The 18,170-nt window shown below is 62.5% G+C and carries 13 protein-coding genes; 1 reads left to right on the top strand and 12 read right to left on the bottom strand.

Annotated elements, in window-relative coordinates:
* Positions 1 to 61: 61 nt before the first annotated feature.
* The 10 genes from KR52_RS05655 to rpsT all read right to left on the bottom strand — a co-directional run bounded on the left by KR52_RS05655 (position 62) and on the right by rpsT (position 14,912).
* Complete coding sequence (locus KR52_RS05655) at positions 62 to 874, bottom strand: HEAT repeat domain-containing protein (RefSeq protein WP_038553512.1); 813 nt, start codon at positions 872 to 874, stop codon at positions 62 to 64.
* Between the two features lie 31 nt (positions 875 to 905).
* Positions 906 to 1,031 carry a hypothetical protein gene (locus KR52_RS15230; protein ID WP_255444647.1) on the bottom strand — a complete coding sequence of 42 codons (126 nt, stop codon included), beginning with the start codon at positions 1,029 to 1,031 and terminating at the stop codon, positions 906 to 908.
* Between the two features lie 30 nt (positions 1,032 to 1,061).
* Positions 1,062 to 2,816, bottom strand: a complete 1,755-nt coding sequence (locus KR52_RS05650) for a sodium:solute symporter family protein (RefSeq protein ID WP_038553508.1) — start codon at positions 2,814 to 2,816, stop codon at positions 1,062 to 1,064.
* Between the two features lie 54 nt (positions 2,817 to 2,870).
* Entirely contained in the window at positions 2,871 to 3,929 is a 1,059-nt protein-coding gene (gene rlmN / locus KR52_RS05645; RefSeq protein WP_038553505.1) for a 23S rRNA (adenine(2503)-C(2))-methyltransferase RlmN, read from the bottom strand.
* Positions 3,926 to 4,078: a high light inducible protein gene (locus KR52_RS05640; protein ID WP_038556913.1), complete on the bottom strand. Its 153-nt coding sequence runs from the start codon at positions 4,076 to 4,078 to the stop codon at positions 3,926 to 3,928. The genes rlmN and KR52_RS05640 overlap by 4 nt, the downstream gene beginning before the upstream one ends.
* Before the next feature lie 35 nt (positions 4,079 to 4,113).
* Positions 4,114 to 8,202: a DNA-directed RNA polymerase subunit beta' gene (locus KR52_RS05635; RefSeq protein ID WP_038553502.1), complete on the bottom strand. Its 4,089-nt coding sequence runs from the start codon at positions 8,200 to 8,202 to the stop codon at positions 4,114 to 4,116.
* 47 nt (positions 8,203 to 8,249) lie between these two features.
* Positions 8,250 to 10,154: a DNA-directed RNA polymerase subunit gamma gene (locus KR52_RS05630; RefSeq protein WP_038553498.1), complete on the bottom strand. Its 1,905-nt coding sequence runs from the start codon at positions 10,152 to 10,154 to the stop codon at positions 8,250 to 8,252.
* 48 nt (positions 10,155 to 10,202) lie between these two features.
* A complete protein-coding gene (rpoB, locus tag KR52_RS05625) occupies positions 10,203 to 13,496 on the bottom strand; it encodes a DNA-directed RNA polymerase subunit beta (RefSeq protein ID WP_038553495.1) in 3,294 nt (1,097 codons plus the stop codon).
* A 282-nt stretch (positions 13,497 to 13,778) separates the two neighbouring features.
* Positions 13,779 to 14,567: a TatD family hydrolase gene (locus KR52_RS05620; RefSeq protein ID WP_038553492.1), complete on the bottom strand. Its 789-nt coding sequence runs from the start codon at positions 14,565 to 14,567 to the stop codon at positions 13,779 to 13,781.
* Positions 14,568 to 14,615: 48 nt separating this feature from the next.
* A complete protein-coding gene (rpsT, locus tag KR52_RS05615; RefSeq protein ID WP_011365018.1) occupies positions 14,616 to 14,912 on the bottom strand; it encodes a 30S ribosomal protein S20 in 297 nt (98 codons plus the stop codon).
* Positions 14,913 to 15,020: 108 nt separating this feature from the next.
* On the opposite strand from rpsT, the gene hisD reads away from it, so the two are divergent.
* Entirely contained in the window at positions 15,021 to 16,328 is a 1,308-nt protein-coding gene (gene hisD, locus KR52_RS05610) for a histidinol dehydrogenase (protein ID WP_038553488.1), read from the top strand.
* Here the strand turns inward: hisD and rpiA are convergent.
* On the bottom strand, positions 16,321 to 17,040 hold the full coding sequence (gene rpiA / locus KR52_RS05605; RefSeq protein ID WP_038553485.1) for a ribose-5-phosphate isomerase RpiA: 720 nt from the start codon (positions 17,038 to 17,040) through the stop codon (positions 16,321 to 16,323). The two genes, hisD and rpiA, sit on opposite strands and share 8 nt — an antisense overlap.
* A gap of 38 nt (positions 17,041 to 17,078) precedes the next feature.
* The gene (locus tag KR52_RS05600) at positions 17,079 to 18,155 is read right to left on the bottom strand and encodes a trypsin-like peptidase domain-containing protein (protein WP_038556911.1); all 1,077 of its coding nucleotides are present in this window, start codon (positions 18,153 to 18,155) and stop codon (positions 17,079 to 17,081) included.
* Positions 18,156 to 18,170: the final 15 nt, after the last annotated feature.

Genomic DNA, 18,170 nt, shown 5'->3' with positions numbered 1-18,170 from the left:
TTTGCGCAGCAATCTAGTGGGGGTCTCCCCCGAATGTTGCCTTCCTCGTTACACAGCCCTGTTACATGATGAAACCGTCGTCGATCAGGGCCTGCAGGCGTTCCAGCACCAGCGGATCCTCCAGCTGTTCAAGAGCTGTTCTGGCCTCATCGCGCACAGAGATCTCGCCGTCATGGAGCAGGGCACTTACCAGGGCCTCAACGATCTCGGTTTGCCGCGGCTGCACCAGCTGATCCATCAAACGGCCCAAAGCCCAGATGCAGTTGCTGCGCACCACCGCTTCACTATCGATGCGCAGACTCACCAGCAATTGCCCTGCCGCCGGGTCGGCTTTGACAGGGGAACGGCTGCCGGCCTCCGCCAGGGAACCTGGACACCAGAGGCGAACAGCAGCCACATCCGTCTGCAGCGCCCGGATCAGCGGATTGAGCACCGGTGCATCAGGGAAATTACCGAGACTCCAGGCCGCGGCTTTGCGGACATAGGCATTGGCATCCAGCTGCAGCAGCTGCAACAGCGGCTCAACAGCAGGAGGAGATGGGTTTCGGCCCAGGGCGTAAACGGCGCTCATCCGCTCCACTGGACAGGAGTTGTGGAGTAAGGGCAGCAGCAAGGCAATGGCCCTGGGATCGCGGTGTTCACAGAACACCTGCAGACCCTGCAGCCGTTCACCATGGTTGCCACGCAACCAGAGCAGACCCTGGTCACAGGCCCGGGCGATCTCCAGGGAGGAATCCTGCTCGGTGTCGTCAGGTTGAATCGCATCAAGCGGATCCACGTCGTCTTCCGCCGCCAGCTCACGCGCCAGCAACTCAGGATCCACGGAAAGGTTGGACAGCCCCTGGTCCTTCTTTTCGCTGCGATCGTCAGTCATGAGGCCGATGCTACGGGAGCCATTTCAGGGCTCAACCCATGGGAGCTGGAGCCAGCATGTCACCAGGAAGCCAGATGCGGGCACTCACAGCCACCAACGCCAGGGCGAACAGAAGCACAATCAGAGCCGGCAGAAGGGTGGAACGAAAAAACGACACCGGAACACGCCAATCAAGGCGCCATTCTGCTTAAGACGGATAAGCAGCGGCACGCCGCCGCAACTGCCAGACCGAGATGATCAGCACGGAGAGACCGATCCAGCCACTCCACTGTTGATGCAGCAGGAAGCCTCCGGTACCAAGCAGGCCGCCAAACAGCACACCACAGGCCAACACGAAACGCCGCAGCATGGCAGGCAACGACTCCATCGGCCTGACCCCGAAGCGCTGGCGCAGGTGTGACCAACCGGGGCCCGGGGGGCGAACCGTCCGCACAAACCGCTCGAGGACGGCATCCGATTCCGGCGGTGTGCGCAGCATCGCCGCTAACCAGACCACGGCGGAGAGGCCGGTGATCACCGCAATGCGAACCCCGTAATCCTCGATTCGAACCAGGGGCACCAGCGAGGTGAACACGCCCACAAAAAAACCGCAGAGCATGGCCGACAGCTCAGCCGCGGCATTGACCCGCCACCAGAACCAGCGCAGCACCAGAACCACACCGGGCCCGGACCCGATCGCGATCACCAGACGGAACACCGCACCGATGCTGTCGCTGATCAGGGCAGTGATCACTCCGAGAACCAGCAGCAGCACGGTGGTGAGTTGCCCCACCAGCAACAGCTCACGCGGGCTGGCAGAAGGACGTCCAAAGCGCTGATACAGGTCGTGGGTGAGGTAGCTGGCACCCCAGTTCACCGAGGTGCTTACGGTGCTCATGAATGCCGCCAACAGAGAGATCACCACCAGGCCGAGCGCCACGGGGGGCAGCAACTGCACAGCAAGAGCGGGATAGCCGAGCTCAAGATCAGCACCGGCCGGCAACAGCACCAGGGCCGCCAGAGCGACCACGATCCAGAGCCAGCTGCGCACGAGGTAATTCACCACCAGAAACACCCAACCCGCCAGCCGCGCCTGCTGCTCATCACGGGTGGCCAGCATGCGCTGGATGAACTCGCCACCCCCATCGCTGCGGCGGAAACTCCACCACTGCACAGCGATGTAGGCCGTGAACATCGGGATGCTGATGCCACTGCCCTGCAACCAGCGAAAGCCCGCGTCATCCCAGGTCCAGGGAACCAGAGACAGAAGCTCTGGCCGTTGCAGGGCCTGCAGTTTCTCCAGCAGAGCCGACATCCCACCTGCGGCATGCAAAGCGGCGACGGCCACGGCCAGGGCACCCGCCAAGGCCAGCACAAGCTGGACCAGATCGGTGACCACGACGGCCCAAAGGCCACCGGCCACGGTATAACTCATCACCAGCAGAGCCACGACCATCAAGAGCCAGACCGTGTCCGTCAGTCCCAGTGCAGCGGGTTGACCCGACACCAGCCCCAGCGCTTCCACCACCTTGCGCAGGGCGAGGAAGGCATACCCGATGCCGATGCAGTTCACCGGCACGGCCAGCAGGAAGGCCTTGATGCCCCGCAACCAAGCCGCCGCCGCTCCGCCGTAGCGGAGCTCGGTGAAGGCCGCGTCGGTAAGCACACCGCTGCGGCGCCAGAGGGGGGCAAACACAACGGCCATGGCCACGTGGGCCAAACCAAAGCTCCACCACTCCCAGTTCCCCGCGAGCCCGCGGGCACCCACCAGGCCAGCGACATACAGGGGCGTATCGATGGAGAAGGTGGTGGCGGCCATCGAGGCGCCGGCCAACCAACCGTTCAGACGACGGCCTGCCACGAAATAGTCCGCCTCGCCGCTGTTGCGGCGGGCCAGCCACAACCCCAACACCAGGGTGAGAACGAGGTAGGCAACGAGAAGCAGCCAGTCGATTGCTGTCATTCGAAGACCCTGTTCCTCAGCAGTCTGCTGAGGAACAGACCATCAGCCCACCATTCAGCGGCCCGAGATGCTGGAGTTCATCCGCTGTCGGCGAAGCTGTCCGCAGGCCGCATTTTGATCAAGCCCCCGACTGGCCCTAAGGCTGACAGCAACACCACGTCTCTCGAGAACGCGACGAAAGGCCTCAATCCGCTGAAGGGTCGGTCGCTTGAACTCCTCCTCCTCGATCGGGTTGTAGGCGATCAGGTTCACATGGCTCTGAAAACCACCAACACGATCCGCCAGCTCTGCGGCGTGCTCGGGCTGGTCATTGAGTTCACCGAGAAGGATGTACTCGAAACTCACCCGCCGACCGGTCACCTCGAGGTAATGGCGGCAGTCCTCAAGCAAAGCGTCATAGGGGTAGGCATGGGCCGTAGGGATGAGCTCCTCGCGCAGCCGCTGGTTGGGCGCATGGAGACTCACAGCAAGGGTGAACTGGGCGCGACCCAACCGCTGCATGGCCAGTTCCGCCAGTTGCGGCAGGGTTTTTGGCACACCCACCGTGCTGACGGTGATGCGCCGTTGGCCGATGCCGAGATCATCATTAAGACAGCGGATCGCCTCCAAAACAGCATCACTGTTCAACAGGGGCTCACCCATGCCCATAAAAACGATGTGGGAGGGACGTCGGTCCATCGCCTCCCGCACACTCAGCACCTGATCCACGATCTCGTGGGTCTGGAGTGAACGCTGTAGCCCCCCCTTGCCGGTCGCACAGAAGCGACAGGCCATGGGACAGCCCACCTGGCTGGACACACAAACCGTGAGCCGCTGATCGGTGGGAATGCCGACGGTTTCGATGGTCTCGCCGTCTTCTGTGCAGAGAAGCAATTTGGTGGTGGCATCCGTGGCCACCGAACGATGCACTTCCTTCAAGCGACCCACATCGATACCGCCCTCGAGCAGAGCGGTGCGCCAGGTCTTGGGGAAGACCGTGATGTCGGCAAGGGAATGGGCCCCCTTGGCATAGATCCAGTCATGGAGCTGACGGCCGCGGAACGGCTTTTGCCCCTGGGCGACGGCCCAGTCCTGCAGCTCGGCCGCGCTGCGACCCAGCAGAGCCTGGGTCACCAGATCAGCAAACCGTGGCCCAGCTTGATCTCCACCGCCATCAGGGCGATGAAGCCAAGCATGGCCAGACGTCCATTCAGCCGCTCGGTATGGGTGTGGAACCCATATTTGGGCAGGCGTCTCTTGGGAATCTCAGTGGGCTCAATCATGGAAAGGGCTGCAGTGGTGAACGATTGAGCGGAGCTCATTCGTCAGAGAGCAGGCCTTCTTCCTGAAGACCCTCAACGGCTTCAGCATCAACCACCTGCTCTTCCTTCAGCTCATTGTCAGCGTCTGGGCGGGTGAATGCGGCGAAATTGCTCGCCGAGGGGTCGATGTTGTGGCGGGTACGGGTGGCCTCAAGGTCGGCGTCACTAGGGTCGGCCAACACAGCGCTGGCACTGGCGGCAGGAGGCATATCCACGGTGTAGTCGGGACGCAGATTCTGCATACGGCGGTAACCAGCAGGGTCCTCCGACAGGATGTCGGGGTGGGGGCCAGCCTCCTTCTGCAGTTCCTCTTCGAAACCGCTGAAACCAGTGCCGGCAGGGATCAGGCGGCCGATGATCACGTTCTCCTTGAGACCGCGCAGCCAGTCGCTCTTGCCTTCGATGGCGGCTTCCGTCAGCACCCGGGTTGTCTCCTGGAAGGAGGCGGCGGAGATGAAGCTGTCAGTGTTGAGCGACGCCTTGGTGATACCCAGCAGGACTGGGGTGAATTCAGAGGGAGCACCTCCGGTGATCGCCATCGCCTGGTTGGTGTCTTCCACCTGGCGCAGTTCGATCAATTCACCCGGCAGCAGAGTGGTGTCACCGGCATCCTCCACCCGCACTTTGCTGGTCATCTGACGGACGATCACCTCGATGTGTTTGTCGTCGATCGACACGCCCTGGGACTTGTAGACGTTCTGGACCTCAGTCACCAGTCGGTGCTGCAGATTGGCGATCGCCTCCTGGGCGGCCTCCATCAGGGGCTTGCGGCTGCGCAGATCCTCGAAGTAGCACTCGAGCAGCTCATGGGGGTTGATCGGGCCATCCGTCAACAGTTCACCGGCGGTGACCTGTTGACCATCGCTCACCATGATGTTGCGGCCAAGCAGGATCGGATATTCACCGATGGCGTCATCGGCTTCGATCACATTGACGGCGAGGGAATCGTCGTCTTCACCCTGCTTGATCTCGACGGTGCCGGGCTTCTTGCAGAGAATCGCGGATTCACGGGGGCGGCGAGCCTCCAGCAATTCCTCAATACGGGGCAGACCCTGAACGATGTCTCCGGTCTTCTGGCGTTCGAAAACCAGAAGGGCCAGACCATCACCCCGCTGCACAAGGTCGCCATCGCGCACGTGCAAAACGGAGTCCGGGGACACCATGTAGGGACGTCCCAGACGCAAGGTGACGCTGTTGCCGTCGACCGATTCGATCTCACCACAGCAACTGGCGATCTCGCCATCGGCGATGGGATCACCATCGACAATCCGCTGGCCGACTCCCACCACAGGGGTACCGGAGGTGGTCAGGGTGGTGGTGTCATCGGGACGCTCGACGATCATCCGACGCACCGGGTCGGCTTCCGTGGCATCGGGCAGCTGCGCCAGACCGGCCTGCTTGCAGAGAATCTGCGTGGTGGCGACGACATCGCCAGCCTTCACTGACACGCCATCTTCAACCTGCAGCTCGGTGTGGGTTGAGCCGTGGCTGGAGTCGGACATGGTGTCGCGACGCACCAGGATCGACTCAAGGATCACGAGGCGCAGACGGGAAATGGTCTTGGCCCGCTTGTCGGGAGCCTTCTCCACATCCACCGTCATCTGCGGGGTGGTGTCGAAGGTCTCGAGCAGCAGCTGGGTCTTGAGCAGCTCCACACCTTCAACGGACTTGATCAGTTCGTTGTCCTTGAAGGCCAGACGCTGGGTGGCCTTGATGCCGAGGTGAGGGCCATTGGCCTGCTTCACATGCGACAGCTCAGGCAGCTGGGCCTCGTTGGGGATGGTGTATTCCTCAACGGGACGCAGCAGCAGACCCTTGCCTTCGGGGGTCTCCACCGTCTGCACGTACTTCATCGTGTCAACGGACAGCCCCTTGGCGATGTCCTCGCCAGGGTTGACCATCTGGCCATCACCCTCGAAACGCTCCAGCGCCTTGGCATCGGTGCAGAGGTGGAACTCACCGCTGCGGACGATGATTTCGCGCAGGATGTCGTTCTTCTGGGTGACGGTGACGATTCCCGCGGTCTGGCTGAAGATGTCTTTGACAACCTCGGTGCCGGCCTCGATCCACTGACCGTCGGTGATCATCAACAGGGAAATGTCCTTGTTGATTTCGTGGGTCTCCTGGGGGATCCACAGCAAGGTGCCGCCCTTGTTGACCTCGTAGCCGTTCTTGGCGGAACGGGCCTTCTTGATCGCCAGACCAGGGGCGAATTTCACCAGACCACCGGTGCCGGTGCGGAAGCGGTCATCCGCCAGTTCAGCGATGACCTCACCGGAACCGATCTTGCTGCCGGGGATGGTGTTGAGGCGGTAACGGGTGCCGTCCTTGGCCTCGAGATTCCAGATCTCACCGGAGTGTGTGGACTCCTCCAGAAGTTTGAAGTCCTTGAGGGTCATCGCCGTGGTGACGATCTGCACCTCACGGGAATCACCGATGGAGTCGCGCAGGCGCACTTCACCGCCGTACTCACTGCGCTGGCTGGCTTCGGCCAGCACCTGCCCCTCAGTGACCTGGGTTTCACTGCTGACCACGGGCTGAGCGTTGGGCGGCAGGTTGTAGACATCGCCTGAAAGCACCCACATCCGGCCGAGACGCTGGGCCTTGAGAGTGATGTTGCCCTGGCGGTCGGTGACCTCACGGGGCTGGATCGCCTCCTCGTAGCGCACCTGGCCGGCCAGGTCGCAGATCACATCTTTGGTGGCCTTCTCCACACTCTTCTTGACCGCACCCGCGGCGATCTGCGCCACCGTGACGTCAGCATCGATGTCAGCACCGTTGTCGACGAACAACAGGGAGCCGTTGGTGATCTCGATCTTCTGGGCCTTGCCCTTGCCGGACGGCTTGATCGTGAGGGTGAAATCAACCTCAGCCTGTTGGGCGTTCACACCGTGAGGGGTGCGGTAGGGACGCACCCGCGCCTTGCTGCCGAACTCGACGGTGCCCGCCACCTTGGAGCGGACCACACCGGTTTCAGCGGTGGACACACCACCGGTGTGGAAGGTCCGCATGGTGAGCTGGGTTCCAGGCTCACCGATCGACTGGGCCGCGATGATGCCTACTGCTTCACCCAGATCGACCAGTTCGTTGTGGGCCAGTGCCCAGCCATAGCACTTGCGGCAGACGGAACGGTTGGCTTCGCAGGTGAGTGGCGATCGCACACTCACCGCCTTTACGCCAGCGGCCTCGAAGGACTTGGACAGCGGCGGATCAATTTCGGTGTCGCGCTCGGCTAGCACCTCGCCATCGGCATTCACCACCTGGGCGGCGGTGAGGCGACCCACAAGCCGGCTGCCGAATTTGCCGTCCTCGGCATCCACCACGATATGGCGGGTCGTGCCGCAGTCGTCCTCACGGACGATCACATCCTGGGCAACGTCCACCAGACGACGGGTGAGGTATCCGGAGTCGGCGGTGCGCAGCGCCGTATCCACCAGACCCTTTCGGGCGCCGTAGGAGGAGATGACGTACTCGGTGACCGTCAGGCCCTCACGGAAGTTGGTGCGGATCGGAAGGTCGATGATTTCGCCCTGCGGGTTGGCCATCAGGCCACGCATGCCCACCAGCTGACGCACCTGGGACATGTTTCCACGGGCGCCGGAGTTGGCCATCATCCACACCGAGTTCAGAGGTGCGTTCTCGTCAAAGTTCTTTTTGACGGCATCCACCAGACGCTCGTTGGTCTCGGTCCAGGTGTCGATCACCTTGGTGTGACGCTCCACCTCGGTGATTTCACCCAAGCGATAGCGCTCTTCAGTGGCCGTGATCTGTTCCTCGGCCTGACCCAGCAGATCCTTCTTCGCCTCGGGCACCTTGAGGTCGTCGACGGAGATCGACACAGCCGCCTGGGTGGCGTACTTGAAGCCCAGATCCTTGAGGTTGTCGGCCATGGACGACGTCACCGCCGTGCCGTGGTTCTTGTAAGACCAGGCAACGAGCTGCTTGAGGGCCCGCTTGTCGATGACCTGGTTGCGGAACGGCGGCGGGGTCTTCGAGAGCGGACGCGATGCGCTCACGGGAGCCTCTTTGGCGGCCTTGGAGGCTTTGCTGGATTTGGACTTGCGGGATTTCGAGGACGAGGTCATGGCTGCGCGCGGATCAGGAGTTAGGGAGGAAGGACGTCTGGCTTGATTCAGGCGGCGGCCACCGCGTCGATGATCGTGTGATTCATCACCACTCGGCCCACAGTGGTGAGGATGTAGCGGCTGATCAGGGCACCGTCTTCATCGAAACGGTCGCGGCGGAAGCTCCACTCTTCGATGCGCGTGCCATCGCTGAGGGATTCGCTCTTGCTGGGTGCATCCAGCTCTTCATCGTCCTGAACTTCACCGTTGAAACGGACCCACACCCAGTCGTGCAGACCGATCCGGTTGTCTTCGAAGGCGTGGATGACATCCTCCAGACCCGCAAAGGTGCAGCTGCGATCGCCGAAGTCGGGCTTGGAGGCACCGGGTTGAAGCGCCGTCAGGTAGTAGGAGCCGAGCACCATGTCCTGGGACGGGGTGATGATCGGCTCGCCTGTAGCTGGCGAGAGGATGTTGTTGCTGGCCAGCATCAGCATGCGGGCCTCGGTCTGAGCCTCGATGGCCAGAGGCACGTGAACGGCCATCTGGTCACCGTCAAAGTCAGCGTTGAAGGCTGGGCAAACCAGGGGGTGCAGCTGAATGGCGCGTCCATCCACCAGCTTGGGTTCGAAGGCCTGGATGCCGAGACGGTGCAGGGTTGGCGCACGGTTCAGCAGGATCGGGTGACCGTCGATCACCTCCTGCAGCACCTGCATCACTTCATCGTCGGCTCGCTGAATCAGCTTCTTGGCCGCCTTGATGTTGTTGACGATGTTCTGGCGGATCAGGCGGTGGATCACGAAGGGCTGGAACAGCTCGATCGCCATCTCCTTGGGCAGACCGCACTGGTGCATCTTCAGCTTCGGACCCACCACGATCACGGAACGACCGGAGTAGTCGACCCGCTTGCCCAGCAGGTTCTGACGGAAGCGGCCCTGCTTGCCTTCGATGATGTCGCTCAGTGACTTGAGCGGACGGTTGTTGGCACCCACCACGGTGCGGCCGCGACGGCCGTTGTCGATCAGAGCATCGACGGCCTCCTGCAGCATCCGCTTCTCGTTACGGACGATGATTTCAGGGGCCAGGATTTCCTGGAGCCTCGCCAGACGGTTGTTGCGGTTGATCACCCGCCGGTAGAGATCGTTGAGATCACTGGTGGCGAAGCGACCACCGTCGAGCTGCACCATCGGACGCAGATCGGGCGGAATCACCGGGATCACATCCAGCACCATCCACTCGGGACGGGCGTTGGTGGCGATGAAGTTGTCGATCACGCGCAGACGCTTGATCAACTTGGCGCGCTTCTGGCCTTTGCTTCCATTGATCTCCTCACGCAACTGCTCAGCCACTTCATCGAGGGTGAGATCTTCCAGCAGTTGCTTGAGGGCCTCGGCACCGATGCCCACCACGGGCTCGTTCTCGATCTCTGAATCTTCGGCGTAGATCTCGTCTTCAATTTCCAGCCACTCGTCTTCCGTGAGCAGCTGCTTGTACTTCAGATCCTTGTGGTCGCCGGGATCCAGCACCACGTAGCAGTTGAAGTAAACGATCTGCTCAACATCCCGCAGGGGCATATCCAGCAGGATGGCCACGTAGCTGGGGATTCCCTTCAGGTACCAGACGTGGGAGACGGGTGCCGCCAGCTTGATGAAGCCCATGCGGTGACGACGCACGCGGCTCTCGGTGACCTCCACACCACAGCGTTCACAAACGATGCCCCGGTGGCGCACCCGTTTGTACTTGCCGCAGTGGCATTCCCAGTCTTTGGACGGGCCAAAGATCTTTTCGCAGAACAGCCCGTCCATCTCGGGCTTGAGGGTGCGGTAGTTGATGGTCTCCGGCTTGGTGACCTCACCGACCACCTGGCCATTGGGCAGGGTGCGCTGTCCCCACTCCATCACCCGATCGGGTGAGGCCAGGGTGATCTTGACGTAATCGAAGTGGTTCTCGGTGCGGAGGTTGCTGTTGGTCATTGACGGTTAAGGAAGAAGGAGCGGGGAATCGGTTCGTTCGTTGATCCGTCAGTCCTCGTCGTAATCCGCGACGCCGAGGGATTCGTAGGTGGGCCTGCTGGGGGTGCTGCGACGTGGGTTCACGTCCTGCATGAGATCCACTTCCTTGCCTTCGTCGGTGTAAACGGCAATGTCGAGCCCCAGGGACTGAAGCTCGCGCATCAGCACCTTGAAGGATTCCGGTGTACCAGGACGTGGGATCGGCTTGCCCTTGACGATGGCGTTGAGGGCCTCGTTGCGGCCCTGCATGTCGTCGGACTTGACCGTGAGCAGTTCCTGCAGGGTGTATGCGGCGCCATAGGCCTCGAGGGCCCACACCTCCATCTCACCCAGACGCTGACCGCCTTGCTGTGCCTTACCGCCCAGGGGCTGCTGGGTGACCAAGGAGTAGGGGCCGGTGGAACGGGCATGAATCTTGTCGTCCACCAGGTGAACCAGCTTGAGGAAGTGGGAGTAACCCACGGCCACGGGCTGATCGAAAGGGAGACCGGTGCGGCCGTCCCGCAGCTGCAACTTGCCGGGATCCTCAGGGTCGTACACCCAACCCTTGCCGGGCTGCTTGGCGGCTTCCTTGAGGAAGGTCTCGACGGTCTGCTGGGACTTCTCAGCACCGTGCATCTCATCGAAGGGAACGATGCGCACGCGGCAATCGAGGTTAGACGCTGCCCAACCCATGAGCAGCTCGAACACCTGACCCACATTCATCCGGCTCGGCACACCCAGGGGGTTGAGCACGATGTCGACCGGAGTGCCGTCGGGCAGATAGGGCATGTCCTCCCGGGGAAGGATGCGGCTGATGATGCCCTTGTTGCCGTGGCGGCCAGCCATCTTGTCGCCGACCTGGATCTTGCGGCGCTGGGCCACATAAACACGCACCACCATGTTGGCGCCGGGGGGCAGCTCATCACCCTGTTCTCGGGTGTAGATGCGCACATCCACAACGCGGCCACGCTCGGTGCCTGGCACCCGTAGGGAGTTGTCGCGCACATCACGGGCTTTCTCACCGAAGATCGCGCGCAGCAGCTTCTCTTCCGGCGGCTGATCGGATTCACCCTTGGGCGTTACCTTGCCCACGAGGATGTCGCCGCTTTCCACGAAAGCGCCCACGCGGATGATGCCCATCTCGTCGAGGTTGCCCAGGCTTTCCTCGGCGACGTTAGGGATCTCACGGGTGATCTCCTCAGGTCCGAGCTTGGTCTGACGCGCTTCGATCTCGTACTTCTCGATGTGAACCGAGGTGTAGAGGTCGTCGGTGACCAGACGCTCGCTGACCAGCAGCGCGTCCTCGTAGTTGTAACCCTCCCAGGGCATGTAAGCGATCAGAACGTTCTGACCCAGGGCGATCTCACCGCCTTCACAGGCCGAGCCATCCGCCATCACCTGACCGACGATCACCGGATCGCCACAGCGAACGATCGGGCGCTGGTTCAGGCAGGTGTCCTGGTTGGAGCGCTGATACTTCTGCAGGAAGTGGGTGTGGTCGTTGCCGTCTTCGTCCTGGACAACGATGGCGTTGGCATCCACATAGGTGACGGTGCCATTCACCCGGGAGATCGGCACCATTCCGGAGTCGCGGGCCACCTGGGTTTCCAGGCCGGTACCCACCAGGGCACGCTCAGGACGCAGCAACGGCACAGCCTGACGCTGCATGTTGGAGCCCATCAGGGCGCGGTTGGCGTCGTCGTGCTCCAGGAAGGGGATCAGGGACGTTGCCACGGAGATCACCTGCACCGGTGACAGGGCGACGTAGTCGACCTGCTCAGGGGGGACCTTCTCGAAGTCCTGGCGATAACGAACAGGAATCAGATCCGCCGAGATCCGGCCGTCGTCCTCAGTGGCCACGTCGCCAGGGGCGACGCGCACTTCGTCTTCCCGGTCGGCAGACAGGTAGATCGGATCGCCGTCCTTCAGAACGACACCGTTCTCCACCTTCCAGAACGGCGTTTCGATGAAGCCGTACTCGTTGACCCGGGCGTGGGTGGCCAGGGAGTTGATCAGACCGGCGTTGGGGCCTTCCGGCGTCTCAATCGGGCAGAGACGGCCGTAGTGGGAGGGGTGAATGTCGCGGACGGCGAAGCCGGCACGCTCACGGGTGAGACCACCGGGTCCAAGGGCCGAGATGCGGCGCTTGTGGGTGAGCTCAGCCAGAGGGTTGGTCTGGTCCATGAACTGGCTCAGCTGGCTGGAGCCGAAGAACTCCTTGATCGCCGCCACCAGGGGCTTGGGGTTCACCAACTGGGCAGGGGTCAGCGAATCGGTTTCGCCGACGGTCATCCGTTCCTTGATGATCCGCTCAAGACGGTTCAGACCCACCCGAACCTGGTTCTGCAGGAGTTCGCCCACGGAACGCACGCGGCGGTTGCCGAGGTGGTCGATGTCATCGAGGCTGGCACCACCGACATCCAGTTCCAGGTTGATCAGGTAATCGAGGGTGGAGAGCACGTCCTCATGGGTGAGGGTGCGCACCGTGTCGGGGATGGTGAGACGCAGCTTCTTGTTGATCTTGTAGCGGCCGACCCGACCGAGGTCGTAGCGCTTGGGATCGAAGAAACGGGTCTGCAGCAGCTGCTGACCACCACTCACTGAGGGGGGTTCACCCGGGCGCAGTTTCTTGTAGAGCTCAAGCAGCGCCTGGTCTTCCGAACTGATGCCCTCGTCGTTCGCGGCATCAATCGACTTCTTGTAAAACTCGGGATGACGCAGCTTGTCGAGCACGTCGTTGTCGGACAGACCCATGGCACGCATGAGCACGTGCGCGTTGATCTTGCGGGTCTTGTCCACACGAACGTGGAGCAAGTCGTTCTTATCCGTCTCAAACTTCAGCCATGCACCCCGGTTGGGAATGACGCTGGCGTTGTAGGTGCGCCGGCCGTTCTTGTCCATTTCATCCTTGAAATAGACACCGGGGCTACGCACGATCTGATTCACGATCACGCGCTCAGCGCCGTTGATGATGAACGTGCCGCGCTCGGTCATCAACGGCAGTTCGCCGATGAAGACCTCCTGCTCCTTGATCTCACCGGTCTCCTTATTGACCAGACGGCAGGTCACATACATCTGTGACGCGAAGGTCGCATCACGGCGCTTGGCCTCTTCCACATCGTGGCGGGGGCGCTTCAGGCGGTACTCGCTACCGATGAAGTGGAGCTCAAGCTTGCCGGTGTAATCCGTGATCGGAGAGAAGCTTTCCAGCTCCTCGATCAGACCTTGATCCAAAAACCACTTAAAGCTGGCCCGCTGCACCTCCACCAGATCAGGGAGGTAGGTGGCGGTCTTGGCGACCTGAATCGCGCTGCTGCTCATGCGGGGACCGGCAGAGAGGACGAAGGGACTGGGGAGGACTGGATTGACGGCAGAAGCTCACCTGACAGGACGATTCGACAGCAGCAGCGGCACTGACGGTTTCCAGGACGGAACCGACAGCGCCGCTGCTGCTGTTCAGAAATCGCGGGTCAGATCAGCTGACGACGACAAGTGCACCGGAAGGAAATGGACGCTTCAGGCACCACACACAAGACGGAATCCTGCGCATGGCCAGGCCAATACAACATCTTACATATGGACTCGACACAATTGGAACTCCGGTTAAGGGAGTCCGAACAAACGCCGGGCGTTGGCGGTGCTGCTGCAGGCCACGCTGTCGAGATCCACGCCGCGCAGCTCAGCCACCCGCGTGGCAACGGAGGCCACGAAGGCCGGCTCGTTGCGCTTGCCCCGGCGGGGAACAGGGGCCAGGAAAGGGCAATCGGTTTCCACCAGGAAGCGATCCTCCGGCACCTGACGGGCGCAGTCATGGGTGGGCTCCGCCTTGGGAAAGGTGACGGTTCCACTGAAGCTGATGTAGAAGCCGAGCTCCAGGAACTGGTGCATTTCATCGGGAGTGCCGCCCCAGCAATGCATCACCCCTCCAGGGCAACGGCCCTGCGCCTTTCGGGCCCGCAGCTCCTCCAGCATCGGCTCAGCGGCATCCCGGCAGTGAATGATCACCGGCAGGTTCAGCTCCACCGCCAGGTCCAACTGAGGACGCAGAACAGCAAGCTGCTCCTCGAGATTCTTGTCGCGGAAGAGATCGAGTCCGAGTTCGCCGATGGCGACCACCCGATCGTCCTCCAGGGCCGCCCGGCGCAGCACCGCCACCGTGTCATCCCTCCAATGCTCGGTGTCCAGTGGATGGACACCGACGGAATAACGCATCTCCGGGAACCGATCAGCTAAAGCGCGGATCGCCGGAATCTCGGAGGGTTCGACGCAGGCATGCAGCAGTGCACCGACCCCAGCCTCACGCCAGCGTGAGGCCACTTCATCGAGATCGTCGTCAAAGTTGCGGAAGACGATGTGACAGTGGCTGTCAATCAACGTCGGGGTGGGGGACACAGCTGGGCCGAAACGCGCTTTCGGCCCATTCTGCCGGTTGAGACCGAATCAGCTGGCGGGCTCGAGCACTTTGCGCACGGCCGCACTGAGGCGCGACTTCTGGTTGGCGCCGTTGTTGCGGTGCAGCACACCAACCTTCACGGCCTTGTCGATCTTGCTGAAGGCGGCACGCATGGAGGTCTGCACGCTGGCCTTGGCTTCATCACCAGGGGTGGCGCTGTAGGCGTCACAGGCGGCAAAGCAGCGCTTCATCAGGGTGCGCATCGACGACTTGTAGGTGCGGTTGCGCAGACGGTTGCGCTCAGCAATCTCAATCCGCTTCTTGGCTGACTTGTTATTGGCCACTGAGGCTTCAACGTTGCGAACAATCCATCACCTTACTCCTCGACAGGACCCCCTTCCCTGAGTTGCGGAGTCCTAACTTGACTGAAATCTCCCACTGTTCCTTTGTCTGTGAGCCAGCCGGCCGTTGCTCCCCTTCGCATCGTGCGGGATCTGGACCGGGCCCAGACGGAGCTGAAACGGTTGTCGAGCCGCACCACACAAAACCAGCAGGGTGAAGCCCGTGAAAGGGTTGAAGCCATTCTCGCAGCGGTGCGCGACCACGGTGACGCCGCCATTGCCGACTTCACCGAACGGTTCGATGGCTTCCGGCCCGAACCGATGGCGTTGTCCCCCGAGGCCCTCGAACAGGCCTGGACGTCGCTGCCGACCAACCTGCGGGATGCCCTGGAGCTGGCCCACCGCCGCATCACCGACTTTCACCAACGCCAGCGTCCCGCCGACCTGGCTGTGACGGGCCCCCACGGCGAACAGCTCGGGCGGCGCTGGCGGCCGGTGGAGCGGGCGGGTCTCTACGTGCCCGGAGGACGGGCGGCTTACCCCAGCACCGTGCTGATGAATGCGGTGCCAGCCCGGGTCGCCGGCGTCAAAGACGTGGTGATCTGTTCCCCCGCCGGACGTGATGGTGCGGTGAACCCCGTGGTGCTGGCAGCGGCCCACCTGGCCGGCGTGAAAACGGTGTTCCGCCTCGGAGGTGCCCAGGCTGTCGCCGCCATGGCCTACGGCAGCGAGAGCGTGCCGAAGGTGGATGTGATCAGTGGTCCAGGGAACCTCTACGTCACCTTGGCGAAACAGGCGGTGTATGGCCAGGTAGCCATCGATTCCCTGGCGGGACCGAGCGAAGTGCTTGTGATCGCAGACCACTCCGCCAAGCCCGATCAGGTGGCAGCAGATCTGTTGGCGCAGGCGGAGCATGACCCCCTGGCGGCGGCGGTGCTGATCACCACCGACCCTGCCTTGGCCGACGGAATCAACGCCGCAGTGGCCGAACAGCTGGCCGATCACCCCCGCCAGGAGATCTGCGAAGCCGCTCTGCGGGACTGGGGGCTGGTCGTGGTTTGCGACGACCTCGAGAGCTGTGCCCGCCTCAGCGACAGCTTCGCCCCCGAACACCTTGAGCTACTGGTGGAGCGGCCCGAACCCCTGGCGGATCGCATTCAGAACGCCGGAGCCATTTTCCTGGGGCCATGGTCTCCGGAAGCCGTGGGGGATTACCTGGCAGGCCCGAACCACACCTTGCCCACCTGTGGAGCCGCGCGCTTCAGCGGAGCCCTGAGCGTTGAGACCTTCATGCGCCACACTTCGCTGATCGGTTTCAACCGGGCTGCACTGGAAGCAACGGGCTCAGCTGTGCAGGAGCTGGCCACCAGTGAAGGCCTGCACAGCCACGCTGAATCGGTGCGGCGGCGCCTTAGCTGAGGCGCTTCTCCAGGCTGCGGACACCCGCAACGCCATCGGTGATCTCGCCGACCAGAACTTCATCGGTGATGTTGACGAACAGGCCGTTCTCAAGCACACCGGGAATGTTGTTAATCGTCTGCTCCAAGGCCACTGGATCGCTGATGCCGCCGTCAAGTTTGGCGTCCAGCACCAGGTTGCCCTGATCGGTGACCACAGGGCCGGCCTTGCGCTGGGCCATGCGCAGCTCAGCGCTGCCCCCGAGGGCTTCCAGCTGCTGCTTCACCTGGCGCCAGGCCCCTGGAAGCACTTCCACCGGCAGCAGAAAACCAAGGTTGAGACGGTCCACCAGTTTGGTGGAATCCACCACCACCACAAAACGATCCGCCCTTGCCGCCACGAGTTTTTCCTGCACGTGGCAGGCGCCACCACCCTTGATCAATTGGAAGCCAGGGTCGACTTCGTCGGCACCATCGATGGCCAGATCAATACGGCTGACGGCATTGAGACTGAGCAGAGGGATGTTGAGCTCAGCAGCCAGCACCTCTCCCTGGAAGGAGGTGGTGACACCGACGATGTCTTTAAGTTCGCCGCTGGCGAGCTTGGCCCCCAGGCCCTGAATCATCAGGGCGGCGGTGGAGCCTGATCCCAGGCCCAGCACCATGCCGTCCTTGATCTGTTCCACGGCGGCATCTGCCACCGACTGCTTCATCTGGGTCTGTAGATCAGCCATCAGGTCACGTCCGTTGGGCGCGACCGTAGCAAGGGGTTTCAGGCCATCCCAGGCAGGGGCTCAGGTTTGACGGACAGGGTCAGCTCGCGGCCCGCCCGCAACACCTTCAAGGGCAGGGCAACATCGATGGCGGCGGCATCCACCACCTCGAGCAGCGCCTGAGGGTCAGCAATGTCGCGCTCATCCACTGTGATCAACAGATCGCCGCGGCGCAGTCCTGCTTTTTCAGCAGGGCCATCGGGAAGCACGGCTTGCACCAGGGCACCGCTGCGTTCCGGCAGCTGCACGAGGGCATTGGGGTCCTTGTTGTGCTCGCGCGCAATACGCGGTGTGAGCGCCACCAGTTGCAGCCCGATGTAGGGATGCACCACTTCACCCTGCTGCTGCAGCTGATCGGCAACCCGACGGGCCAGGTTGATCGGGATGGCAAAACCGAGGCCGGCACCAGGGCCCGACCGCACCAAAGTATTGATGCCAATCACCTGACCGTCGCCGTTCACCAACGGCCCGCCGGAATTGCCGGGGTTGATGGCGGCGTCGGTCTGAATCAGTTCCAGCCGTTTGTCGGCGAAGCCAAGGCTGCTGATGTTGCGATGCAGGCTGCTGACGATGCCCAGGGTCACGGTTCTCTCCAATCCGAACGGGGTGCCGAGGGCGATCGCCCAATCGCCCACCTGCATGGCTTCCGAATCACCCAAGGGAGCCCGTGGCGGCAGTTGATCCCCCTCGAGACGCACCAGGGCCAGATCCGTCACCGCATCGGTGCCCACCACCTGGCCATCGCGCTGTTCGCCGTCGGCCAGGGTGACGCTGACGGACTCCACCCGATCCACCACATGGGCGTTGGTGAGCACAAGGCCCTTGGCATCGATCACCACACCGGAGCCTTGGCCCCGTTCCCGCTCCGGACCTGCCGGAGGATCGCCCAGCAGATCCCGCAGCAGGGGATCAAGCAGTGTGGGGTCAAACGGCTGACGTTCCACGGTGCGCTCGGTGTCGATACGAACCACCGCCGGGGCCACCCGCTGAACGGCATCGGCCACAAAGCTGTGCTCGAGGGCCTGCACTGAGGCCCCTTCACCGACCAGAAAAACCACGGCCACCAGCACGGCCATCAATTGACGCAGGGC

The sequence above is a fragment of the Synechococcus sp. KORDI-52 genome, assembly GCF_000737595.1.
Taxonomy (GTDB): Bacteria; Cyanobacteriota; Cyanobacteriia; order PCC-6307; family Cyanobiaceae; genus Parasynechococcus.
Note: the sequence above shows the minus strand (reverse complement) of the source record. Positions and strands in the feature narration are given on the sequence as shown.